The sequence below is a fragment of the Anaeromyxobacter diazotrophicus genome, from assembly GCF_013340205.1.
Lineage (GTDB): Bacteria > Myxococcota > Myxococcia > Myxococcales > Anaeromyxobacteraceae > Anaeromyxobacter_A > Anaeromyxobacter_A diazotrophicus.
Genome location: NZ_BJTG01000001.1, coordinates 416,655 through 439,513 on the forward strand (window position 1 = coordinate 416,655; position 22,859 = coordinate 439,513).

The window sequence follows — 22,859 nt, forward strand, 5'->3', positions numbered from 1 at the left end:
CGCTACTTGGAGAGCGACTCGAGGAAGCGGTCGATCTCGTCGAGGTCGATCCGCTCGCCACCCGGCGCGGCGGGGGCGTCCGGGGCGCCGGGGCCGGGCGCCGGCGGCACGAGCGCCAGGTCGCGCGCGAGGCGCTCCACGAGCGGCGCGTCCACGTCGCGCGCCTTGGCCAGGAAGCCCTCGAAGAGCGCGTTGTCGCAGAGCGTGTTGATGACGCGCGGCGTGCCGTGGCTGAACCGGTGCACCGCCGCGATCGCCTCGGGCGTGAAGGGCACGCGGGGGGCGCCGGCCAGGCGCAGCCGGTGGCGCACGTAGGCCTCGGTGGCCTCGGCGCTCAGCGGATCGAGGTGGTACCGGAGCGCCACCCGCTGCGCGAGCGGCGGGTCGAGCTTGAGGTTCTCCTCGATCTCCGGCAGCCCGAAGAAGACGAAGGAGAGCAGCTTCCGCTCCGGGATCTCGAGGTTCAGGAGCCCGCGGAACTCCTCCATGATCTCGCGCGTGGCGAGCATCTGGGCCTCGTCGATGAGGACGACCGCCTTCTTGCCCGCCTCGTGGATGCGGATGAGGCGCTGGTAGAGCTGCGACAGGAGCGGCAGCTTCTCCTCGGCCGGGTTCTCGACGCCGAGCTGCAGCGCGATGCGCCGCAGCAGCCACTGGGCGGTGATCCCCGAGTGCACGATGACGAGGAGCGCGGCCTCGTACTCGTCCTCCGGCAGGCTGTCGAGGAGCCGCCGGGCCAGCGTGGTCTTCCCCGCCCCGATGTCCCCCACCAGCAGCGCCAGCCCCTTCATCTGCGACACGGCGTGGGTGAGGCGCATGAGCGCCTGCGCGTGCTGGGCGGACGAGTAGTAGAAGCGCGAGACGGGCGCGTTCGAGAAGGGTTCCTGGGCCAGCTCGTAGTACTCGAGGTACGTCACGGTCACCTACACGTAGCCGATGTTCTTCTTGGGGCCGGGAGACGCGGCGGAGAGCCGGCTGGCGATCGCCTGCGCGTCGCGGTAGGCCGGATCCGCCTTGAGGACCTTCTGGATGAACTGGAGCGCGGCGGGGACGTCGCCGCTCGCCTCGTATGCGCCCGCCAGCTCGTAGTGGATGGCGCGCGCCACCTCCGGCGTCGCATGGTCGGAGCGGAGCGCGCGCTGGTACGCGTCGACGGCCGCGGCCGGCTCGCCCTTCTCCAGCAGGCAGACGCCCATCATGGTGAGGCAGTCGATCTCGTTCTTCCGGCCCTTGCCCGAGAGCGCCACCTGGAACTCGTGCAGCGCGTCGTCGAGGAGGCCCATCTCCTTGTAGGCGATGCCGAGATCGTAGTGGGTGTCGGCGTCCTCCTGCTTCACCGTCTGCGCGACGCCCTTCTTGAACTGATCGAAGACGTCCTCGACCGAGACCTGGAAGTCCTCCACCGGGGCGGACGGCTGCGTCCCCAGCTCATCGGCCAGCTCGCGCGCGATGTCGAAGCTCTCGTCGGCGGCGGGCGCCGGCGGGGGCGCCGCCGCCGGGCGCGCCGCGGGCGGCGGCGCCTTGGCGGGCGCGGACTTCCGCTCGAGCGCCGCGCTGCGCTCGAGGAGGCGGCGATCGCGCGGGTGGGCCGCGAGCAGCCGCTGCAGCGCCTCGCGCGCCTCGTCGAGCAGCTCCTGCTCGAGGAAGAAGTCGATCTCCTGCAGCTCCTCGTCGAGATCCTCCTGGCCACCGGCGGCCGGCTCGGTCCAGGCGGCGGGCACCGCGACCGGCGCCGGCGCGGGAGGCGCGGGGGGCGGTGCGGCGCGGACGGCGCTCGCCGGGGCCGCCCGCGCGGCGGGCGGCGGCGGGGCGATGATCCGCGCCGGAGCGGCGGGGGCGGTGGCGGGGCGGGCGGCGGGCGGGGCGGGCTTCGCGGCCGGCGCGGCGGCGCGGCGCGGCGGCGGCGCGGCGGCGGGCGCCGGCTCGTCGTCCAGCATCACCGCCTCGTCGTCGATCGAGATCGGCTCCTCGTCGTCGACCACCTCCTCGATCGCCTCGCCGGCCGCGGTGAGGGCGAGCGCGTCGGTCTCGCCGGACGCGCTGGGCGGCTCGACCTCGAGCACGAGGTCGTCGCCCTCCTCGAGCGAGGCCGCCTCCTCGGCGGCCCCGGCGCGCGCCGCCGTGAGCTGCGCCAGCGCCGGGTGGGAGGGCGCGAGCGCCCGCAGGCGCGCCACGGCCGCCTGGGCGCGGTCGGCCAGCCCGCGCGCCAGCGCCAGCTTCGCCACCCGCGCCGCCTCGTCCGCGGCCCCGGCGGAGTCGCCCCGGGCGGCGCGCACCTGCAGCGCCTTCTCGCGGGCGTCCAGGTGATCGGGGTCGATGGCGAACACCTTCTGCAGGTGCTCGAGCGCCTTCTCGTGCAGGCCGTACTTCAGGTAGACGTCGGTCTCCGTGAGGAGCTTCGGGATCGCCCGCGGCGGAGGCGGGTCCGCGGCGGGCGCGGCGCGGCCGCCGCCGCCGGCCGCGCGGCCCGGGGCGGGCGGCGCGGCCTGGGGGGACGGGCGGGAGGGAGCGGCCGCGGGGCGGCCCGCGCCCGCGCCGGCGGACTGGAGCGCCTCGGGGTCCTGCGGGGCGACCTCCAGCACGCGGCGCCAGGTGGCGCGCGCGTCGTCCGGCCGCCCCTTCTCGACCTGGAGGTGCGCCAGCTCCTTGTAGACCGACACGGTCTTCTGGATCTGGCCCAGGTCCTTGAACGCCTGGGCCAGCAGGCCGAGCGTCTCGAGGTCCTTCGGATCGGCCTTGAAGCAGAGCTGGAGCTTGGCGAGCGCCCGCTTCGTGTCGCCGCGCGCGAGGTGGAGGTGCGCCAGCTCGCGGGTCAGCGCCAGGTCGTCCGGCGCGAGGAACGCGATGCGCTCCGCGACCTTCACGTACTCGTCGGCGCGGTTGAGCCGCCGGAGCTGGTCGGCCGCGCGGCGGAGGTGCTCGAGCGCCAGCTTGGGCTGGTTCTGCTTCGCGTACAGCTCGCCGAGCTTCACCGCCGAGGCGAGGTTGTCGGGCTCGAGCTCGACCATCCGGCGCAGCACGTCGAGCAGCTTCGCCTGATCGCCGGCCTTCTCGGCGGTGGCGGCCACCACCTGCAGCTGGGCCATCGCGTCCGAGAGGATTCCGAGCTGCTGGTACAGCCCCGCCAGGCGCTCGTTGACCCGCACGTCGTCGGGCGCCAGCTTCAGCATCTGCTTGTAGACGGCGACCGCCTTGAGGAAGAACCCCTGCTCCCCGTAGGCGTCGGCCACCTTGCCGAAGGTCTCGGCGGCGGCCGGGTTGTCGCCCTTCTTCTGCTGGAGCTCCCCGACCTTGAGCAGGACGCGGACGTCCTTGGGGTCCTCCGCCAGGACCTTCTCGTAAGCCTTGATGGCCTTGTCGAACTGTCCCTTCTGGACGAGCTTCGTCGCCTCGGCGGTGACTTTGTTCTTGTCGACAGCCATCGCGGGCGGGGGGCGGTCTCGGTGTGGGTGCACCGCGCCCCGGCGGCGGCCGCAGGGGCGCGCGCCCGAGGCGCGGGGCGTACCAAAGCGTAGTGGAACCTGCCGGGGCGGTCAAGGCGCCCCCGGCCCAATCCCGCGGGTAGTTTCGCGCACTTACATCGTCGCCAACCCCTGCCGGGGGGCGTACGGTCAGGTGCTCGGCACCGGCTCGGCGGCGGCCGCCTTCCCCTCGGTCAGGATCTGCTCGACCAGCCGGGTGTCGTACTTGCCGGCGGCGAACCGCCGGTCCGCCAGGACCCGCCGCAGGAACGGGATGTTCGTCTTGATGCCCTCGACCACGTACTCGTCGAGCGCCCGCCGGGCGCGGGAGAGCGCCACGTCGCGGGAGTCGCCCCAGCAGATGAGCTTCGCCACCAGCGAGTCGTAGTACGGCTGCACGCGGTAGTGCTCGAACGCCATGGTGTCGACCCGCACGCCGTAGCCGCCCGGCTGGTGGTAGCCGGTGATGTTGCCCGGCGAGGGGGCGAAGGTGAGCGGGTCCTCGGCGTTGACCCGGCACTCGATGGCGTGGAACTTGGGGACGATCTTCTCCTGGACGAGCGGCATCTTCTCGCCCGCCGCGAGCCGGATCTGGAGGCGCACCAGGTCGAGCCCGTAGACCTGCTCGGTCACCGGGTGCTCCACCTGGATGCGGGTGTTCATCTCCATGAAGTAGTAGCGGCCCTTCTCGTCCATGAGGAACTCGATCGTGCCGACGTTGTTGTAGCCGATCGAGTTCATGGCCTTGAGCGCCACCTCGCCCATCTCGCGCCGCAGCTCCGGCGTGACGGCGGGGCTGGGCGACTCCTCGACGATCTTCTGGTGCCGCCGCTGCACCGAGCACTCGCGCTCGCCGAGGTGGACGATGTTCCCGTGCTCGTCGGCGGCGATCTGCAGCTCGATGTGCCGGGGCTCCTCGACGTAGCGCTCGAGGTACATCGAGCCGTCGCCGAAGGCGGCGAGGGCCTCGGTGGAGGCCTGCTCGAAGGTGCGGCGCACGTCGCCGCCCTCGCGCACGATCTTCATGCCGCGCCCGCCGCCGCCGGCGGCCGCCTTGAGGATGATGGGGTAGCCGATGTCGCGGGCGATGCCCTCGGCCTCCTCGCCGTTCTTGAGCACGCCCCGCGCGCCCGGCAGCAGCGGCAGCCCCGCCTGCTCGGCGAAGTTGCGCGCGGCCACCTTGTTGCCCATGAGCCGCAGCATCTCGGAGCGCGGGCCGATGAACTTGAGGCCCAGCTTCTCCACGATCTCCGCGAAGCCGGGGTTCTCGGAGAGGAACCCGTACCCGGGGTGGACGGCGTCGCAGCCGGTGACGTCGGCGGCCGCCATGAGGGCGCGGATGTTGAGGTAGCTGTCCTTCGAGGGCGGCGGGCCGACGCAGACCGCCTCGTCCGCGAACTGGACGTGGAGCGACTCGGCGTCGGCGGTCGAGTGCACCGCCACCGTCTTCACACCCAGCTCGCGGCAGGCGCGGATCACGCGCAGCGCGATCTCGCCGCGGTTGGCGATGAGGACCTTCTTGAACATGTCGCTCCAGGGGCGGCCAGGCCGCGCGAGAGGTCTAGGCCGGTTCCAGGCGGAAGAGCGGCTGGCCGAACTCGACCGGGGTGGCGTTCGCCACCAGGATCTCGGCCACCTTGCCCGGCGTCTCGGCCTCGATCTCGTTCATGAGCTTCATCGCCTCGACGATGCAGAGGACCTGGCCCTTCTTGACCACGGTCCCCACGTCGACGAACGGCGGCGAGTCGGGCGAGGGGGCGCGGTAGAAGGTGCCGACGAAGGGCGAGGTGACGATCGTGCCCGGCTTCGCGTCCGCCTTGGGGGCGGGCGCGGCGGCCGCCGCCGCGGGGGCAGCGGCGATCGGCGCCGGCATGGCCGGCACCGGCGCGGCCACGGGCGCGGCGTGCATCATCACGGTGGCGGGCGCGGCCTGGCCGCGCCGGATCACGAGCTGCTGCCCGTTGCGGTCCCACCGCAGCGAGCTCACGTCGGTGCCCTCGAGCACCTTCACCAGCGCCTTCACCTCGTCGAGGGTGAAGGGGCCGCTCGCCGCAGCGCCGCGGGCCTGCGGCTCCTTCGTGCGCTCCGCCTGCTCCAGACGTCTCGTCGCCATGAGGTGGCTCCTTCGCGTGACGGGCTAGCCCGCGACGCGGGTCAGGTACTCGCCGGTGCGGGTGTCGATGCGGAGCGTCTCGCCCTCGTTGATGAAGAGCGGCACGTTCACCTGGTAGCCGGTCTCGAGGGTGGCCGGCTTGGTGGCACCGGAGACGGTGTCACCCCGCACGCCCGGATCGCACTTCACCACCTTGAGGTCCATCGAGTTCGGCAACGTGACGCCGATGGCCTTCCCGTTGAAGAACATGATGTGGGTGGTGGTGTTGTCCTTGATGAAGTTCTTCGCGTCGCCCATCTGCTCCTCGGTGAGGAACGTCTGGTCGAACGTCTTGTTGTCCATGAAGTTGTAGTGGTCGCCTTCCTTGTAGAGGTACTGCATCTCCTTCTCCTCCACGTCGGGCTTGCCCACCACGTCGCCGGACTTGAACGTCCGGTCGATGGTCCGGCCGCTCAGGAGATTCTTGATGCGGGTCCGCACGAACGCCGAGCCCTTGCCCGGCTTCACGTGCTGGAACTCCACGATCTCCCACGGCTCCTTGTCGATCTCGATCTTGAGCCCGCGGCGGAACGCGGAGGTGTCGAGGGTGTCGGCCATGTCGCTGTGCTCCGTCCTTTCGAATAGCGCGAGGCGCGGCGGCGACGCGGAGGCGTCGCGGTCGCGCCGTCGAGGGGCGCCCTCGCGGGCGCTACAGTTCCGACCTCACCTTCGGGGCGGTGACCCTCAACAGATACCGCGCCTTGCCGTAGTTCCCCTCGGGGGTGAGGGCCACGACCATGAAGTAGTCGGGTGAGACCAGCCGGGCCACGGTCACCACCTGCCCGGTGTGCAGCGAGATCTCGTCCACCAGCCCGGCCCGCTGCGCCTCGGCCGCCTCGCGCGCGTTGCGGAACACGCTCGAGTACTCGACCAGCAGCGACTTGAGGTCGAGCTTGGCCGGGCCGGCCAGGTGCGTGTCGACCTCGATCCCGTCCACGCCCATGAGCGAGCAGGCGAGGGCGCCGTCGACGCCGTCACACACGGTCTGGAGGTGCTCGCGGAAGCTCATGGACGCTCCCCGCCCTGGGGCGCTGGTGGCCGGAAGCAGGCGGGAGGCCAGGCTCTTAGCCCGGCCTCCCACGGGTGGTCAAGCCCGGCGGCGACGCCGCGCCGCGTCGAGGGCTAGGGCAAGCAAGCACCTAGGACCGACGTCTGGCCCTGCTGTGGGCACGCAGGGCGAATAGAGACAATGCCGCTCGAATTCGTGCACGTGATGAGTGGACCGGGGGGGCCCACCGTGACGCTCACGGGGACCTGATACGGCGCCGTGTCGAACGGGCTGTCGTCGCCGTACCGGCCGTGCGCAGAGACCTCGACGAGGACGTCCGTCGGACCGGCCGGCAGCACGGCGGCCAAGGCGACGCCTGTAGCCGCCGGGATGAGCTGCACCTCGGCCACGGTCGTGCCGGACGCCGGCACCGTGACCGTCTGGCTCGCGAAGGCGGAGGGCAGCGTGAAGCCCGTCGCCTGGTACTTCATGTCGAACCGCTCGATGATGGCGTAGGCCGTGTTGGTGCGACCGCTCGGCACATCGGCGTTGTTGGGGCGCTCGTTGTCGATCTGGATCGGGTACTCGAGCGTGCCGCCCGTGGTCCCGAGGTTGACCCACAGCGCTCCGTTCGCGAGCACCGCGGTGCAGGTCGCCTGCAACGAGCAGGCGCCGGTGGTCGAGTCGGGGGTGGATGGGAAGCACATCGCGGTCATGGCGACGGACCCCCGGTTGTCCCGGCCGCAGCCGGCGACGCCGGCTGCGAGGCCGAGCGCGGCGAGCAAGGGGAGCGTTCTGCGGATCATGGCTGGCCTCCGGCGGCGCCCGTCGCGATCGCGGTCGTCGCCTGGCGGTTGAGGATGCGGGGGGTGATGAAGACGAGCAGCTCGGTGTTCTGGTCCGACTCGCTCTTCGTCCGGAAGAAGAACCCGAGGATGGGGATCTTCCCGAAGAAGGGCACCTCGGCCACGCTGCTCGCGGTCTGGCGGGTGTAGATGCCGCCGATGACGGTCGTCTCGCCGTCCTTCACCAGCGCCTCGGTCTCGGCCTCGCGCTTCGAGATGGAGGGCTGGCCGTTGGCGCCGGTGAGCTGCGGGTTGGGCGAGTTGTTGGTGACCTTGATCTTCATGAGCACCGAGCCGTCGGCCGAGATGTGCGGCGTGACCTTGAGCTCGAGCTTGGCCTCGATGAAGACCGTGTTCACGCCGGAGGCGGACACCTGCGAGAAGGGGATGGAGATGCCCTGCCCGATGGTGGCCTCCTTGTTGTCGACGGTGGAGACGCTGGGGGCGGAGATGGTCTTCACCACGCCCCGGTTCTCGAGCGCCGAGAGCCGCAGGTTCAGGTTGAACGCGCCGCCCGCCGAGCCGAACTGGAAGCCGAGGCCGCCGCCGGAGCCCTGGCCGATGGCGGCGGGCAGGTTGACGGCGTAGTTGGGGGTGCCCGCCGTACCGATGCTCGGACCGCCGCCGGCCGCCCCCGAGGCGCTGGCGATGTTCGGGAAGAAGAGGCCGGTCGGGTTGCCGGTGGCCGCGCTGGCGGTGGCGTTGCCGCCCCACTGCACGCCGATGGCCTGGTTGAAGTTGGACGAGGCCTCGACGATGCGGCTCTCGATCCGGACCTGCGGGATCTCGGTGTCGAGGTTGCGCACCAGCCCCTCGGCGCGGGCGAGCGCCTCCGGGATGTCCTTCACGATGAGGACGTTGGTGCGGTCGTCGGTGGTGACCGTGCCGCGGTCGGTGAGCACGTCCTTCACGCGGGCGGCCACGTCGCCCGAGCGGGCGAAGTTCACCGGGATGATGCGCACCTTGAGCGGGACCAGCGGCGCGCGCGCCTTCTGCGCCTCGGCGCGGGCGGTCTGCTCCTTCGCGATCTCCTCGATCTTGGCGATGCGGATGACGTTGCCCATCTCCTCCTTGTCGAGCCCCTTCGTCTTGAGGACCAGGTCGAGCGCCTGGTCCCAGGGCACGTTGCGGAGAGCGACCGTCACCTTGCCGGTGACGTCGTCGGCGACGACGATGTTCTTCTTGGAGACGTCGGCGATGAGCCGGAGGAGGTTGCGGATCTCGATGTCGTGGAAGTCGAGGGTGATGCGCCGGCCGGTGTACTCGCGCTTCTGCGGCGCGCCGGAGAGCGCGTAGGCCGGGGCGGTGGCGGTGAAGCCGGCCGCCTGCGACTGGGCGGTGATCACCTTGACCGGCTCGGCCTTCGCCTCCGGGGAGGGCGCGGCCGCCTTCGCCTGGGCGAGGGCGCGGCCGGGCGCGGAGCTCCCGGCCAGCGCGATGACGAGCCCGCCGGCGGCGCGCTTCACCTCGCACCGCGGCAGGGCGCCGGCGGCGTCGAGCACCACCCGCACCTTGCCGAGGTCGCGGCCGAAGCGCGCCTGGCGGAAGGGGCCCTCCAGGGCGACCGCGGACCGGGGCGCCTTGCTGACGCCGTACAGGTCGACGGCCAGCCGCGGGGGATCCTCGAGCTCCAGGACCTCGAAGCGACCCACCTCGCCGTCGAGGGCGAGCGCCACCGCGCCCTGGCGGGCGCGCGCGCCCAGGACGGCGGTCGCGGGACGGCTCACCGCCGCCTCGTCGGCGCGGCGCGAGAGGACGTGGTCGCTCGCCGGGAGCTTCTCCTCGGCGGCGCTGGACGGCGTGGCGGGGCTCGGCGCGGCGACGGCGACCTTCCGCTCGGCGGCGGGCGCCGGCCCGTCGGCGGCCGCCACCTTCACCACCACCGCGCGATCGCGCGGCGCGACCTCGTAGCGGGCGCCGGCGTCGAGGGCGACGATGACGCGGCCGACCGCGCTGCGGTCGTCCTGGTACTGCGCGGTGCTGACCTCGCGCACCCCGCCCTTGCCGACCGCCACCGGCGCGGAGACCGCCGAGACGTCGGCGCCGGCCAGGTCCACCACCAGCCGGGGCGGGTCCTGCAGCTTGAAGACGGTGTAGCTCGGCGCCCGGGTGCCGCGGATCTCGAGCTCCACGCCGCCCGCCGCGTCGCTCACGCCGATGCCCTGGATCACGTTCGGCGCCGCGGCGCGCGGCGCGTCGGCCAGGGGCGACGCAGGCGCCAGCAGCGCGCACAGCGCGAGACCGGCCAGGACCTTCAGGTTGGAGTTCATCGGCTATTCCTCGATGTTGAGCGACGCTTCCTTGGGAAGCCGCAGCACGGTCTGGGTCCTGTCGCGCGTCCCGTCGGCCCGGGTGGCCCACTCCGCCACCACCACCTCGCCGCTCCGCACGGCGGAGATGGTGCCGCCGTTGCGGCCGACGCAGGCGCCGCGGCGCAGGCTGTAGCCGATGCCGTTCGGCGCCTCGACCATCGCGACTGGATCGTCGAGACCGGTCACGACGGCGACGAGCTTCAGCTGGTCGAGCTCGAAGCGGCCGAGCGGGGTGGCGCAGCGGGTGGCCATGGCGTTCCGGGTGGACTCCACCTCGGCCAGGAAGCTGTGGAAGGGGTCGCGCTTGCCGACCGAGGTGTACGACCACTCGCGCGCGGCCGGTTCCGCCTTCTCCTCGGCGGGCGCGGCGGCCGGCGCGGCCACGGCGACCTTGGGCGGCGGCCGGGGCGCGGCGGCCGGCTTGTCGGCGCAGCCGGCGAGGAGCAAGAGCGCGGCGAGCGCGCCCGCGACGGCCGGCGGCGGGGTGAACGCGTGCGAGCGGTTCATGGCTTCGCGGCTCCGGCCGCGGGCTTCGCGTCCTTCGGGTCGAGGAACATGAAGGTGGTGGCGAGGAACTTCGCCGCGAGGACCACCTTGCCGTTCTGGTCCTTGGGCGAGTCGAAGGAGAGGCCGTTCACGTTGACGATGCGCCGCAGGCGGCCGACGGCGTCGAGGAAGGTCGCCACCTCGTGGTAGTTCCCCTGCACCGTCATCGGGATCGGGATGCGGGCGTAGAAGCCCTCGCTGACCTGCGGCTGCGGCTCGATGGTGAGGATGTCGAGCCCGGCCTTGGTGGCGCGGTCCTGGAAGAGCTGCAGGAGCTCGTCCAGCTTCTTGTCGTTGGGGAGCTCGGCCAGCGCGTCCTGCAGCCGGCGCTCGAGGAGCTCCTTCTCGCGCCGGAACTGGTTCAGGTTGTTCGCGATGGCCTGCTTCTCGATGTAGTCCTGATCCAGCTTCTTCTGCTGGGCCTCCGCCTTCTGGATCCGCGCCTCCATGTCGGAGATGGAGGCCGAGAAGGTCGGCACGCCGATGACGAAGAAGTTGAGGGCGGTCACGGCGAAGGCGACCGCGGCCACCACCGCGACCTTCGCGCCCGTCGGGGCCTTGGCGATCCGCTCGATGAGCTTTTCCATGGCGGGCCTAGCGCTTCTCGGGGGCGGCCGCCGCGAGCTGCACGGCCGGGGTGTAGTTGACGGCGGCGTTGATGGTGAAGTCGACCAGCTTGAACTTGCCGTCCCGCTTCGCCGCGGTCTTCTTCAGCTCCACCGCGCTGAAGAAGGGCGACTTCTTGAGCGCGGCCAGGAAGGCGGAGACGTCGTCGATGGTGCCGGCGGAGCCGTCGAAGGTGATGGCGCCGCCCTTCTCGTCGAGCTTCCGCAGCCAGAGCCGCTTGGGCGTGATCGCGGCCAGCTCGTCCAGCATCCGCACCGGGCCCTGCCGGCCGGCCTTGAGCTTCTCGAGGACCGCCAGCTTGTCCTTCACCGCCTGCTGCTGCGCCTTGATGTTCGTGACCTCGCCGATGATCTTCTCCAGCTGCGCGATCTCGGCCTTGGTGCGCTTCACCTTCTCCTCGCGCGCGGTCATCTCGTCGCCGCGGCTGCGGCTCCACCAGAAGTTGCAGATGAGCGCGAAGACGATGGCGAGCGCGAAGAAGACGAGCTGGTTCTTGCCCGCCTCCTTCTTCTTCGAGACCCGGACCGGGAGCAGGTTGATGCGGATCATGGCTACTTGTCCCCCGCCCGGCGCAGGGCCAGCCCGACCGCCACCGCCGCGCTGGCGGCCGCCTGGGTGATGAGCATCGGGTCGAACTTGCGGTCGTCGACGTCGATGGCCTTGAACGGGTTCAGCACCTCGACCGGCACCCCGGCGCGCTGCTCGATGAGCTTGAAGAGCGCCGGGATGCGGGCGGTGCCGCCCGAGAGGTAGACGCGCGCGATGCGGTTGTCGGCGGCGGTGGCGGCGTAGAAGTCGAGCGAGCGCTGGATCTCGCCGGCGAGCTGCTCGGCCACCTGCTGGATGACCCGCTCGACCTCCTGCGGCACCACCGCGTCGGTCTCGCCCTGCCCGCCCACCTTGAGCGCCTCGGCCTCCTCGGCCGAGATGTTGAGCTGCTTCTGGATCTCCTCGGTGAAGGCGTTGCCGCCCATCGTCACGTCGCGCGTGAAGGTGGTGGTGCCGCCCGCCAGGATGTTGATGTTGGTGACCGAGGCCCCGACGTTGATGAGGACCACCGTCTCGCCGGGCGCGAGGTCGTAGCTGGCCTCGAACGCGTTCTGGACCGCGAAGGCGTCCACGTCCACCACCGCCGTCTGCAGGCCGGCCTCGGCGCAGACGGAGGTGTAGTCGTTGATCATGTCCTTCTTGGCGGCGACGAGCAGCACGTCCATCTGCCCGGCGGCGTCGCCGCCCGGCGTCAGGATCTGCGTGTCGATGTTCACGTCCTTGACGTCGAACGGGATGTACTGCTCCGCCTCCCACTGGATCGACTCGTCGAGCTCGTCCTGGGACATGCGGGGGAGCGAGATCTTCTTGATGATGACGGAGTGGCCGCGGACGCCGATGGCGGCGTCGCGGGCCTTGACCTTGTGCTCGGCCAGCAGCTCCTGGATGGCCTGCACCACGGCGCCCGAGTTCATGAGGGCGCCGTCGACGATGGTCTCCGCGGGCAGCTTCGCCACGCCGAAGGCCTGGAGGGCGTAGCCGCCCTTCCGCTCCTTGAGCTGGACGAGCTTCACGCTCGAGGAGCCGATGTCGAGGCCGACGGCGAGCCTGCTCTTCGCCATGGCGCGCTACCTTCCCTTCCTGACGGTGAAGCGGGCCCCGAAGACCCGCTCCTTGTCCTCGGGGCGGAGGCCCAGGGCGAGGATGATCTTGCGCTTGGTGTCGACGCGGCAGTCGCTGCCGCCCTCGATGCGGGCCAGGGTGAGCGCGGAGATGCCGGCCTTGCGGGCCAGCTCGGCCTTGGTGAGGAGCTGCTCTTCGCGCATCACGCGCACGTTGTTCATGACACGGCTCGTGGCGCGCTTCGCGGCGCCGGCGGCAGTCTTCCTGGGGAGCGAGCGCGCTGCTGCTCGTGAAGAGCCCATGCGACGGGCACGCTACGCGATCGCCGGAGGAGGGATCAAGAAACCGGGCGCCCGCACATATCTGCGAGTGTAGGCGATTGGACGCTCGCAGAATCAAAGTGATAGCTCATTGAGCGACTCGGCTTTTTCACCGGGCGCCAAGGAGTCGGGCGCGACCCATCACCCGGAGATCCCGTATTCCTTGATCTTGTAGAGGAGCGCCCGGTACGAGAGCTCGAGCAGCTCGGCGGCGCGGGTGCGGTTCCCCCCCGTCTGCGCCAGCGCCTTGCGGATGAGCTGCTCCTCCACCGCCCGCGTCGCCCGCTTGACGGAGAGCGTCGCCTCGGGCAGCTCGAAGGCGGGGGGGGTCCGATCAGGCGCACCTCGCACCACCTCGGGCAGATCGTCCTCCCGCACCAGCGGCCCCTCGGAGAGCACCGCCGCCCGCTCCATGGCGTGCTCCAGCTCGCGCACGTTGCCGGGCCAGCGGTAGGCCTCGAGCGCCGCCAGCGCCTCGGGGGCGAAGCCCTCGAGCGGCCCGGCGGGCCGGAGGCTCGCGAAGCGCGCCAGGAAGTGCCGCGCCAGCGCCGGGATGTCGCCGGCCCGCTCCCGCAGCGGCGGCAGCCGCAGCCCCACCACGTCGAGCCGGTAGTAGAGGTCCTCGCGGAAGCGTCCCGCCTGCACCGCCGCCGGCAGGTCGCGCGCGGTGGCGGCCACCACCCGCACGTCCACGCGCTCGGAGCGGGTGCCGCCCACCGGCCGGACCTCCTCCTCCTGCAGGAAGCGGAGCAGCTTGACCTGGAGCTGGAGCGGCAGCTCGCCGATCTCGTCCAGGAAGAGCGTGCCGCCGTCGGCCTCCACCGCCAGGCCCTTCTTGTCGCGGGCGGCGTCGGTGAAGGCGCCCTTCACGTGCCCGAACAGCTCCGACTCCATCAGCTCGGCCGGGATGGCGCCGCAGTTCACGGCCACGAACGGCAGGGCGGCCCGCGGCGAGAGGTCGTGCAGCGCGCGGGCGATGAGCTCCTTGCCGGTCCCCGACTCGCCGGTGAGGAGCACGGTGGTCTTCACCGGCGCGAGCTTCCGCACCTGCTTCAGGAGGTCCGCCATCGGCGCAGAGTCGCCGACCAGGCTCTCCACCCGGTACTCCCCGGCCAGCTCGGTACGCAGCCGGCGGTTCTCGCGCCACAGGCGCTGCCGCTCCTCCGCCTTCTTGAGGACCAGCAGGACCTCGTCAGGCTTGAACGGCTTCGAGACGTAGTCGTAGGCGCCCGCCTTCATCGCCTCCAGCGCCGCGTCGTGCGAGCCGTAGGCGCTCATCACGATGAAGGTGAGCTCGGGCTGCGCGCGCTGGGCCTCGCGGAGCAGCGCGAGGCCGTCCAGCCGCGGCATGCGCACGTCGGAGAGGACCAGGTCGTAGTCGCGCGCCTGGAGCTCCTTCAGCGCCTCCTCGCCGTTCGCGACCGCGCGCACCTCGTAGCCGTGATCCCGGAGGAACACGGTGAGGAGGTGACGCATCGACTCCTCGTCGTCGGCGATGAGGACGCTGCGGAAGGCCAAGGGAGGGGCAATGTAGCACTACAGGTCCAGCTTCTTGAACACGCGCTCCGGGATGGCCCGCACCGCGAGCAGGATGAAGCGCCAGAACCACGGCACGTAGAGCACGTCGCGCCGGGCGTCGGCGGCGCGGACGATGGCGGCGGCCACCCGCTCCGGCGAGGCGAAGAGCGGGTTCTTCGGGACGTGCGCCGTCATGGGGGTGTCGACGAAGCCTGGCTTCACGGTGAGCACGTGCAGGCCGGTGCGGTGCCAGCGGTTCCGCAGCCCCTGCGCGAAGAGCGCCAGCCCGCCCTTGGCCGCGCCGTAGGCGAAGTTGCTGCCGCGCCCGCGGTCGCCGGCCACCGAGCCCAGCACGACCAGCGAGCCGGCCCCGCGCCTCGCCAGGCGCGCGGCGAAGGCGGTGAGGAGCGAGGCGGGGGCGACGAGGTTCGTGTGGAGCACCGCCGCCGCCGCCGCGGGATCGGCGGCGTAGGCGGCCGGATCGCCGAGCGCGCCCTGCGCGACCACCACCAGATCCACCGGACCGAGCAGCGCCTCCGCCTCGGCGGCGAGCGCGGCGTGCGCGGCGAGCTCGTCGAGCTCCAGCGCCCGCACCTCGACCCGGGCGGCGCCGCGCAGCCGCAGGTCGGCCGCCACCGCGGCGAGCCGCCCCGGCTTGCGCCCGACGAGGAGCAGCGCCGCCCCGCGCGCCGCGTGCAGCCGCGCCACCTGCTCGGCGATGGCGGAGGTGGCGCCCAGCACGACGACGTTCACGGCCGCTCCTCCGCGGCGGTCACGCGCCGCCAGAAGGTGGACTCGAACCTCGGATCCCGCAGGCGTTCCAGCTCGGGCGCGCGCGGGTACGCGGCGCGGAACATGCGGGGGGACATGACGAGGTCCTTGGCCGGGTAGAGCGCCCCGCCCTGCTCCAGGACCAGGCCCTCCAGCTCCCGGAAGAGCGCGAGGGTGCGCTCCCCGCGCCGCGGGAAGTCGAGCGCGACGGTGACGCCCGGGCGCGGGAACGAGAGGAGGCCCGGCGAGGGCAGGCCGCCGAAGGTCTTCAGCACGGCCAGGAACGAGCCCTGGCCCGAGCGCGCGATGGCGTCGAGCACGCCGCGGACCCCGCCCAGGCCGCGGTCGAACGGGAGCACGCACTGGAACTGCATCAGGCCGCTCCGCCCGTAGATGCGGTTCCAGCGCTCCACCCCGTCGAGCGGGAAGAAGAAGGGCTCGTAGTGGACGAGCCGCTCGCCCGCCCCGCGGTTCCTCCAGCGGTAGAGCGCGTTGAAGGCCTTCACGGTGAGGCGATTGAGCACCGCGTCCGGGAGGTCGAACGGCACCGTCACCGGCCGCCGCCGCCGGCCGGCGCGGAACGGCGCCTCGGCGTGGTTGCCGCGGTAGAAGAGCCCGCGCCCGAGCCGGTCGCCCCGCGCCAGGCAGTCGATCCAGGCGACCGTGTACTCGTGGGTGGTGTCGGACCGGGCCGAGAGCTCGAAGAACGCGTCCACGTTCTCGAACGGCACCGTCTCCCACCGGATGAACGCGCTCGGGATCCGCTTCAGCCGGAGCTCGGCCCAGGTGACGAGGCCGGTGAGCCCCAGCCCGCCGACGGTGGCCGCGAACAGCTCGGGGTGCTCCGCCGGCGAGCACACCCGGCGCGAGCCGTCCGAGCGCAGGAGCTCGAGGCGCGTCACGTGCGCCCCGAAGGTGCCGGCGCGGTGGTGGTTCTTGCCGTGGATGTCGTTGGCGATGGCGCCGCCCACCGTGACGTGCTTCGTGCCGGGGACGACCGTCGGGAAGAAGCCCAGCGGCGCGAAGCGGGCCAGGATCTCGCCCAGCGTCACGCCCCCCTCGCAGGCGAGGAGGCCGGTCGCCTCGTCGAAGGAGATGAAGCGCGAGAGGCCGCGCGTGAGCAGGAGCGTGCCGCCCTGGTCGAGGCACGCGTCGCCGTAGCTCCGGCCGCGCCCGAACGGCAGCATGGTCCCCTCGACCTCCGGGAGCGGGTCGTCGCGCCACCACAGCGGCCGCGCGGCGCCCTCGGCGCGGATGCGGCCCCACGACTCGACAGGTGCCATCGCGATCCTTCCTCAGGTCCCCGCCACCACGACCGCCGCCGCCAGCGCCCCCACCAGCCAGCTCGGCGGGTCGCGCAGCGCGAAGAGCACCGGGTCCTCGTCGACGGCGCCCCGGCGGGCGAGGAGCCACAGGCGGCTCACCCAGTAGAGCCCGAGCGGGCAGAGCAGCCAGAGCCGCTCGGGGTGCGCGTAGAGGCGCGTCACGTCCGCGCTCGCCACGTAGAGCGCGAGCACCAGCACCGCCACCAGGCCGCTCGCGACGCCGATCATGGAGAGGATCTCGAGGTCCGCGGTGGAGTAGCCGCGGCCGCGGGCGGCGAGGCCGGCCGCCGCGCCGGCGGTCATCCGGCGCAGCTCCGACGTGCGCTTCACGAGCGCCAGCGAGAGGAAGAGGAACATGGCGAGCGTGAAGAGCCACGCCGAGGTGGGGACGCCCGTGGCGAGCGTGCCGGCGAGGATGCGCAGCGCGTAGAGCCCGGCCAGCACGAGCACGTCCAGCACCGGCACGCGCTTCAGCCGCACGGAGTAGGCGACGGTGACGAGCCAGTAGACGCCCAGGGCGCCGAGGAAGCCCGGCAGGGCGGTCAGCGCCAGCGCCAGGGCGGCCGCGAGCGCCGCCGCGGCCAGCGCGAGGGCGGCGCGGGGCGAGAGCTCGCCCGCCGCCAGCGGGCGGCGCGCCTTGACGGGGTGGACCCGGTCCGCCTCGCGATCGAGGAGATCGTTCACGACGTAGGCGCTCGAGGCGGCAAGGGAGAAGGCGGCCGCGCCGACGAGGGCCGGCGCGAGCACGTCCGCCGAGAGCCGGTGCGCCCCGAGCGGCGGGACGAGGAGCAGCAGGTTCTTCGACCACTGGTGGACGCGCAGGAGCCGCACCGCGGGGCGAAGGGGCGAGCGGGCCGGCGAGGCGTCGGGCACGGGCGAGCCCGTAGCGCGAGCGCGGCGCGCGGTCAAGCGCCGGCGGTCGGGCCAGCCGCCCGGAGCGCGAGCTCGAAGACCGCCCCCGTCCCGGGGGCGTTGCGGGCGGCGATCTCGCCGCCGAACGTCTCCATGATGCGGTGGCTGAGCGCGAGGCCGAGGCCCGTGCCCTGTCCGGGCTCCTTGGTCGTGAAGAACGGGTCGAAGATGCGGGGCAGGTCGGCCTCGGGGATCCCGGGCCCTCCGTCCGCGACGGAGAGGAGCACCCGTCCGCCCTCGGACCGCCCGGTGATGCGCACCCAGCCCGCACCCCCCATCGCGTCCCCGGCGTTGAGGAAGAGGTTCAAGAGCACCTGCGCGAGGTGGTGCTCGTCAGCCTTGACGCGCGGCAGCTCCGGCAGCTCCACCGACACCTCGACCCGCTTGAACCGCGCCTGGACCCGGGCCAGCCGGAGCGCCGCGTCGACCGCGGCCGCCAGGTCGATCGGCCCGAGCAGCGGCGGCGCCGGCCGCGCGAAGTCGAGCAGATCGCGGACCGTGCGGTCGATCCGGTCGGCGGCCGCCGCGATGCGGCCGAGCGCGTCCACGAGATCGGGGTGCGGGTCCGGCGGCAGCCGCGCCCGCGCCAGCTCGACGTAGCCGGCCACGGCGCCGAGCGGATTGCCCACCTCGTGCGCCAGCCCGGAGGCGAGCCGGCCGACCGTGGCGAGCTTCTCGCTGCGCAGCAGCGACTCGCGCGTCTGCGCCAGCGCGCGGTTGGCGGCGGTCAGCTCCTCGACCTTCGCGGCCAGCCGCTCCCGCTCGTCCCCCAGCGCGCCGGCGAGCCGCTCGAACGCGACCGCCGCCCGGGAGAACGCGAGGCCGCCCGGCTCGCCGAGCAGCGGGAGCCCCTCCCCGCGCCCCGAGCGCCCGAGCCGCGCCGCCGCGTCCAGGAGCCGCTCGATGGGGCGGCCGAGCCCGCTCGAGAGGAGCACGAAGCCGAGGGCGAGCACGACCGCCGCCACCGCGCCGGCGAGCGGCGCGAGCGCCGCGGGCGTGAGCGGGCGGCGCGCGGCCAGCGGCAGCCCGAGCGCGAGCACCGCCACCCCCGCCGCGGACGCGAGCGCCAGCGCGTACAGCAGGAGCAGGGCGTGGACGCGCGGGCGCACGGCTCAGCCGGCGAGCTCGGCCGGCGCGCGCTGCGCCTGGGCCTCGACCGCCCTGGGCTCGAGCACCGCGATGAGCGACAGCGCCGGCAGGGGCAGCGCGCGATCGATCTTGCGGAAGAGCGGGGTGAGGAGGTTGAGCAGCTTGATCTGCATGAGGCCGAAGGTGCGGCGGCGCAGGACCCTCCCGTTGAGCCACCAGGCGAAGGAGCCGACCCGGTTGAAGCGCAGCACCTGCTTCACCTCGAAGCCGGCGTCGGCGGCGAGCTTTCGCAGGGACGCCTCGCTGTAGCGCCGCTTGTGCCCCAGCACCTCGTCGAGCGTGCCGAAGAGCCCCTCCCCCTGCGGCACGAGCACGATGGCGTGGCCGCCCTGGGCCAGCGCCGAGCGGATGTTCGCGAGCGCGCCGCGGTCGTCGTCGACGTGCTCGATGACGTTGAGGCAGATGACGGTGTCGAAGTCGCGGACGCGCGGGAAGGACTCGAGCGCCGTCACGTCGGTGAGCTGCGCGTCCAGGTAGGGCCGGTCGGGCGTCAGGCCGCGCAGCGTCTGGAGGTAGAGCGGGTTGATGTCGCTCGCCACGTAGCGCCTGCGGGGGATGAGCTGGCGCGTCAGGTTCCCGGTGCCGCTGCCGATCTCCAGCACCCGCGAGCCGAGGAAGGGGCGGATGGTGTCGGCCATCCAGGCGTTGAAGCGGGGGGCGCGCGCCAGCCGGCCGAGGATCTGGCTGCCGTGGGCGTCGCGGGCGTAGATGCCGTCCGAGAGGCTGAAGCGCACGATGGCCCACAGCGCCGAGACGCCGTCCCGCCAGTTGATCTTCTTGCCCTCCTGGTAGGTCCGCCCCGAGTAGCTGATGGGCACCTCGAAGATCCGCGCCTCGCGCTTGGCGAGCTTGATGGTGAGCTCGGGCTCCAGGCGAAAGTCGTTGGAGACGAGCGGGATCGACTTGAGGAGCTCGGTGCGGACCGCCTTGTAGCAGGTCTCCATGTCCGTCAGGTTGAGGTTCGTGGCGAGGTTGGTCAGGAAGGTGAGCAGGCGATTGCCGAGCTCGTGGCGGAACAGGAGCACGCGCCGGGCCTCGCCGCCGGCGAAGCGCGAGCCGAAGACGGCGTCCGCGCGCTCCTCCTCGAAGACCTTCACGAACCGGAGCAGGTCCTTGGGGTGGTACTCGAGGTCGGCGTCGTGGATGACGCTGAGCTCGCAGTCGGCGTGCGCGAGCGCGGTCTGGATCGCTCTCCCCTTGCCGCCGTTGCGCTCGTGCCGGAGGAAGACCCAGTCGATCGCGCAGCCCGGCCGGCCGGACTCGCGGCTCGCCGCCGCCTCCTCCTGCGCCCGGGCGAACGCCTTCAGGCTCTCCGGCGTGCCGTCGGTGGAGCAGTCGTCGACGACGATGACCTGGACGCGCGAGAGCAGCTCGCTCTGCTCCAGCGCGCGGAGCCGCGCCAGCGAGGTCGCGACGAGGTGCTCCTCGTTGTAGACGGGGACGAGGACGGAGAGGGAGGTCATCGCCGGAGGAGCATACCCGGGAGCGCCCTCCGGTCCCAGCGGGCCCGGGGCAGCCGGACGCTCCGGTCGTGCACCGGTGGTCAGCCGTTCATCACGACCGCGGCCCGGGGCCGGCCACGCATCCCCTGAGGAGCAGGCCGGTGCGGATGTGGGGCGATGCCAGGAACAAGAGCCCCATCGCCACCTGAAGGCCTACCTGGGCGCCCCACAGCACGTTGGCGAACGCGACCCCGCGCGCGCCGAGCTCGAACGCTGGCAGCGCCAGCGAGAGCCCGGCCACGACACCCGCCTGGAATGTCCCGACCATCGCGGGACCGGCCGGGATCATCACCCCCAGCACGACCGTGCCGAGCACGAGCGCGCTCGCGGCGACGGAGAGGTGAAGGCCCAGGGCCATCGCCAGCACGCGGATGCTCGCGGCGGCGAGGGCCCAGTAGGCGACGGTGAGCACCAGCAGGAGTGGCACCCTGGCCCCGCCCGGCGCGAAGCGGAGCGCCTCGATGAAGGCGTCCACGACCCGCGACGACCTCTCCGCGAGCCGGACCGAGATCGGGCGCAGGAGACGCTCGGTGAGGCGAACGGTGAACGAACGTTTCCACCAGGCGAGGGCGAGCGCGCCGGTGAGCGCGGCGAAGGCCGCGAACGCCGCGAGCCCGGCGGCGCGGACCACCGGAAGACCAGGCAACTCCGGGGGCAGCGCGAGCGCGGCCAGCACGAGGAGCAAGGTCGCGGAGAGGCCGTCGACGAGGCGCTCGACCACCACGGAGGAGAGCGCCGCCGCAAAGGGCAAGCGCACCCCGTCCGCGACGAGGGTGGGCCGCGCCAGCTCGCCCATGCGAAAGGGCAGGATCTGGACTGCCATCATGCCCACGGCCGTGGCCGCGTTGAGTCGCCGGAAGCGCACGCGGTTCACCGGCCCGAGGAGGAGTCTCCAGCGCAGCACGCGCACGAGGTGGATCGCGACGAAGAGCGCGGCATACGGGACGAGGAACCGGTAGTCGCCGTCACGCGCGGCGTCCCACGCCGCGCGCCAGGAGATCCCTCGCGCCGCCGCCCACCAGGCGAGCGCCGAGACCGAGAGGCCGGCCAGCGCCTGCGCCGACCGCTTCGAGGCCACGCTCACCGGACTGGGCCGGACGGGGCTGCCGGGGCGGCCCGGAGCCACAGCTTGTCCGCCTCGACGATCCGACCCTCCACCTCCAGCTCGTTGAAGGTCGCCGCCTCGTAGAAGCCCCGCCGTGCCAGCATCTCGCGAAGGGCCTCGTAGGTACCCTGGGGACCGTAGCTCACCTCGAGGAGGACCCCGGCCACGCGCTCCCACGCTGCTCCGACGCCTTCGAGGGCCTCGGGCTCCGCGCCCTGCAGGTCGAGCTTGACGAGCAGCCGCCGGCCCGGAAGCGGGAGCTGGTCGATGCGGATCGTGCGCACCGTCCAGCGAGGCGCGCTGCCTGGCGCACCGCCCAGCAGCGTCGACGAGGTCGAGGCGTCCGTCGGCTGAGTGAGCTCCGCCGACCCGGCCTCCTTCCAGAGCGCCGCCTCGACCACGTCGAACCCGCGGCGCCGGAGCGTGCCCGCCGCGCCGGGGTGGGGCTCGACGCAGAGGAGCGGCACGCCCGGCCGCGTGGCGCGCACCAGGGCGGCGAACTCTCCCACGTTGGCTCCGCCGTCCAGGACCTGGTCGTAGTCGGCCGCGCGCAGGTGCGTGGCGATGCGAGCGTGCCGGAGCCACACCTTCGCGAACGCGGTCATGAACGCGCCCAGGGCGGGGACGCGCAGGAAGCCCACCACGACCGCCGAGCCGAGGCGGTAAACCACGTCGTGAACGCGCCCGGCCAGCGTCATGCGTCCGCTCGACCTCCTCGTGCCATGACCCCGAGCACGAACTCGACCCACTGTGGCAGATGCCCCCGGAAGTCCACCTCGCGGGCGAGCTCGAGCTCCGCGGCCATCGGCCCCGCGAAGCCGGAGGCCGCGATCGGTCGGCCCACCGCCCGGGCGTTCCAGAGCTTGGAGGGGAAGATCGCCGCCGGCAGGCGCGGGTCCGCGGCGACCAGGTGGACCTCGGCGCGCCAGTAGCTGGCGAGGAGCTCGCCGGGCGAGGCCAGCGGCGCCTCGGCGCGGATCCAGGAGGGCAGCCGGCGCATCCCAGGCCCATCCCCTCGCACGGTGACGGCGTATCCTTCGCCGTGGAGCCGCCGGCACATCGCCAGGAAGGCGTCCACGTCGTGCCCGTATCCGAGGTTGCCGGAGTAGAGCGCGGTGCGGGCCTCGGCGGGCCGGGGCTCGCCCGGCTCGATCGTGTTCCAGTTGCGGATGACGCTGGCGTTGGCGCCCGCGTAGGCCAGGTTGGCGGCCGACTTGACGACGTGGTCCCACCGGCCGAGGGCGCGGTCCCACGTGCTCCGGAGTCGCCCGAGGAGCATGCGCGGCGCGTCCCACACGCCGCGGATGAGCTCCGGGTAGTAGTCCTGCAGCCAGTACACGCCCACCGCGCCGCGCCTCCGCACGTGCTCGTGGAGGAACAGGGAGGTCGGCGGCGCGCTGGTCACGATCACCACGTCACCCTGCGTGACCTCGCGCGCCACGTAACGCGCGAAGGCGCCGTGGACGGCGCGGTACTCGAGCGCGGTGGAGATGAGCTTCCCGCGTCGGCCGAGCCGGTGATCGAGGCGCAGGATGGGCGTGCGCGGTGGGCGGCGAGCGCCGGCGCGATACTGTCCGGAGCCCGCGACGAGCCTCACGTCCACCCCGCGCGCGCCGATCGCGTCCGCGACCTGCTCGGCGTACACGCCGGTGGGCGCGTCGTCGGGCCAGAGATACTGGGTGAGGATGTGTAGCCTGGGCATCCGGGGAGCTGAG

General features: G+C 72.7%; 22 protein-coding genes. All 22 read right to left on the reverse strand.

Annotated features, from left to right (window positions below; all coding sequences use genetic code 11):
- Positions 1-2 precede the first annotated feature (2 nt).
- Positions 3-917, reverse strand: coding sequence for an ExeA family protein (locus tag HWY08_RS01850; RefSeq protein ID WP_176062412.1), 915 nt, complete (start codon positions 915-917; stop codon positions 3-5).
- Positions 918-923: 6 nt separating this feature from the next.
- Complete coding sequence (locus tag HWY08_RS01855; RefSeq protein ID WP_176062413.1) at positions 924-3,422, reverse strand: tetratricopeptide repeat protein; 2,499 nt, start codon at positions 3,420-3,422, stop codon at positions 924-926.
- 189 nt (positions 3,423-3,611) lie between these two features.
- Positions 3,612-4,988 carry an acetyl-CoA carboxylase biotin carboxylase subunit gene (gene accC, locus HWY08_RS01860; RefSeq protein WP_176062414.1) on the reverse strand — a complete coding sequence of 459 codons (1,377 nt, stop codon included), beginning with the start codon at positions 4,986-4,988 and terminating at the stop codon, positions 3,612-3,614.
- A 34-nt stretch (positions 4,989-5,022) separates the two neighbouring features.
- Positions 5,023-5,574, reverse strand: coding sequence for an acetyl-CoA carboxylase biotin carboxyl carrier protein (gene accB, locus HWY08_RS01865; protein WP_176062415.1), 552 nt, complete (start codon positions 5,572-5,574; stop codon positions 5,023-5,025).
- 24 nt (positions 5,575-5,598) lie between these two features.
- Positions 5,599-6,171: an elongation factor P gene (gene efp, locus HWY08_RS01870; RefSeq protein ID WP_176062416.1), complete on the reverse strand. Its 573-nt coding sequence runs from the start codon at positions 6,169-6,171 to the stop codon at positions 5,599-5,601.
- Between the two features lie 91 nt (positions 6,172-6,262).
- Complete coding sequence (locus HWY08_RS01875; protein ID WP_176062417.1) at positions 6,263-6,622, reverse strand: roadblock/LC7 domain-containing protein; 360 nt, start codon at positions 6,620-6,622, stop codon at positions 6,263-6,265.
- Between the two features lie 113 nt (positions 6,623-6,735).
- Positions 6,736-7,407, reverse strand: a complete 672-nt coding sequence (locus HWY08_RS01880; RefSeq protein WP_176062418.1) for a hypothetical protein — start codon at positions 7,405-7,407, stop codon at positions 6,736-6,738.
- Positions 7,404-9,716 carry a type IV pilus secretin PilQ gene (locus HWY08_RS01885; RefSeq protein WP_176062419.1) on the reverse strand — a complete coding sequence of 771 codons (2,313 nt, stop codon included), beginning with the start codon at positions 9,714-9,716 and terminating at the stop codon, positions 7,404-7,406. Before HWY08_RS01885 ends, HWY08_RS01880 begins: the two co-directional genes overlap by 4 nt.
- 3 nt (positions 9,717-9,719) lie before the next feature.
- Positions 9,720-10,265, reverse strand: a complete 546-nt coding sequence (locus HWY08_RS01890) for a pilus assembly protein PilP (protein WP_176062420.1) — start codon at positions 10,263-10,265, stop codon at positions 9,720-9,722.
- A complete protein-coding gene (locus HWY08_RS01895) occupies positions 10,262-10,891 on the reverse strand; it encodes a type IV pilus inner membrane component PilO (RefSeq protein ID WP_176062421.1) in 630 nt (209 codons plus the stop codon). Before HWY08_RS01895 ends, HWY08_RS01890 begins: the two co-directional genes overlap by 4 nt.
- Before the next feature lie 7 nt (positions 10,892-10,898).
- Positions 10,899-11,480 (reverse strand): PilN domain-containing protein, encoded by a 582-nt coding sequence (locus HWY08_RS01900; RefSeq protein WP_176062422.1) that lies wholly within the window; start codon positions 11,478-11,480, stop codon positions 10,899-10,901.
- Positions 11,481-11,482: 2 nt separating this feature from the next.
- On the reverse strand, positions 11,483-12,541 hold the full coding sequence (gene pilM / locus HWY08_RS01905; RefSeq protein WP_176062423.1) for a type IV pilus assembly protein PilM: 1,059 nt from the start codon (positions 12,539-12,541) through the stop codon (positions 11,483-11,485).
- A 6-nt stretch (positions 12,542-12,547) separates the two neighbouring features.
- Complete coding sequence (locus tag HWY08_RS01910) at positions 12,548-12,763, reverse strand: helix-turn-helix transcriptional regulator (protein ID WP_176062424.1); 216 nt, start codon at positions 12,761-12,763, stop codon at positions 12,548-12,550.
- A 240-nt stretch (positions 12,764-13,003) separates the two neighbouring features.
- Positions 13,004-14,380 carry a sigma-54-dependent transcriptional regulator gene (locus HWY08_RS01915; protein ID WP_176062425.1) on the reverse strand — a complete coding sequence of 459 codons (1,377 nt, stop codon included), beginning with the start codon at positions 14,378-14,380 and terminating at the stop codon, positions 13,004-13,006.
- Positions 14,381-14,398: 18 nt separating this feature from the next.
- Entirely contained in the window at positions 14,399-15,133 is a 735-nt protein-coding gene (locus HWY08_RS01920; RefSeq protein ID WP_176062426.1) for an SDR family oxidoreductase, read from the reverse strand.
- Positions 15,130-16,434 (reverse strand): FAD-binding oxidoreductase, encoded by a 1,305-nt coding sequence (locus tag HWY08_RS01925; protein ID WP_176062427.1) that lies wholly within the window; start codon positions 16,432-16,434, stop codon positions 15,130-15,132. Before HWY08_RS01925 ends, HWY08_RS01920 begins: the two co-directional genes overlap by 4 nt.
- Positions 16,435-16,446: 12 nt before the next feature.
- Complete coding sequence (locus tag HWY08_RS01930; RefSeq protein ID WP_255499438.1) at positions 16,447-17,385, reverse strand: UbiA family prenyltransferase; 939 nt, start codon at positions 17,383-17,385, stop codon at positions 16,447-16,449.
- Entirely contained in the window at positions 17,382-18,497 is a 1,116-nt protein-coding gene (locus HWY08_RS01935; protein ID WP_176062429.1) for a sensor histidine kinase, read from the reverse strand. The genes HWY08_RS01930 and HWY08_RS01935 overlap by 4 nt, the downstream gene beginning before the upstream one ends.
- Positions 18,498-18,500: 3 nt before the next feature.
- The gene (locus HWY08_RS01940) at positions 18,501-20,000 is read right to left on the reverse strand and encodes a glycosyltransferase (protein WP_176062430.1); all 1,500 of its coding nucleotides are present in this window, start codon (positions 19,998-20,000) and stop codon (positions 18,501-18,503) included.
- A gap of 91 nt (positions 20,001-20,091) precedes the next feature.
- A complete protein-coding gene (locus HWY08_RS01945; protein WP_176062431.1) occupies positions 20,092-21,117 on the reverse strand; it encodes a lysylphosphatidylglycerol synthase transmembrane domain-containing protein in 1,026 nt (341 codons plus the stop codon).
- Between the two features lie 2 nt (positions 21,118-21,119).
- Entirely contained in the window at positions 21,120-21,842 is a 723-nt protein-coding gene (locus HWY08_RS01950; protein ID WP_176062432.1) for an FkbM family methyltransferase, read from the reverse strand.
- The gene (locus HWY08_RS01955) at positions 21,839-22,846 is read right to left on the reverse strand and encodes a glycosyltransferase family protein (protein WP_176062433.1); all 1,008 of its coding nucleotides are present in this window, start codon (positions 22,844-22,846) and stop codon (positions 21,839-21,841) included. Before HWY08_RS01955 ends, HWY08_RS01950 begins: the two co-directional genes overlap by 4 nt.
- Positions 22,847-22,859: the final 13 nt, after the last annotated feature.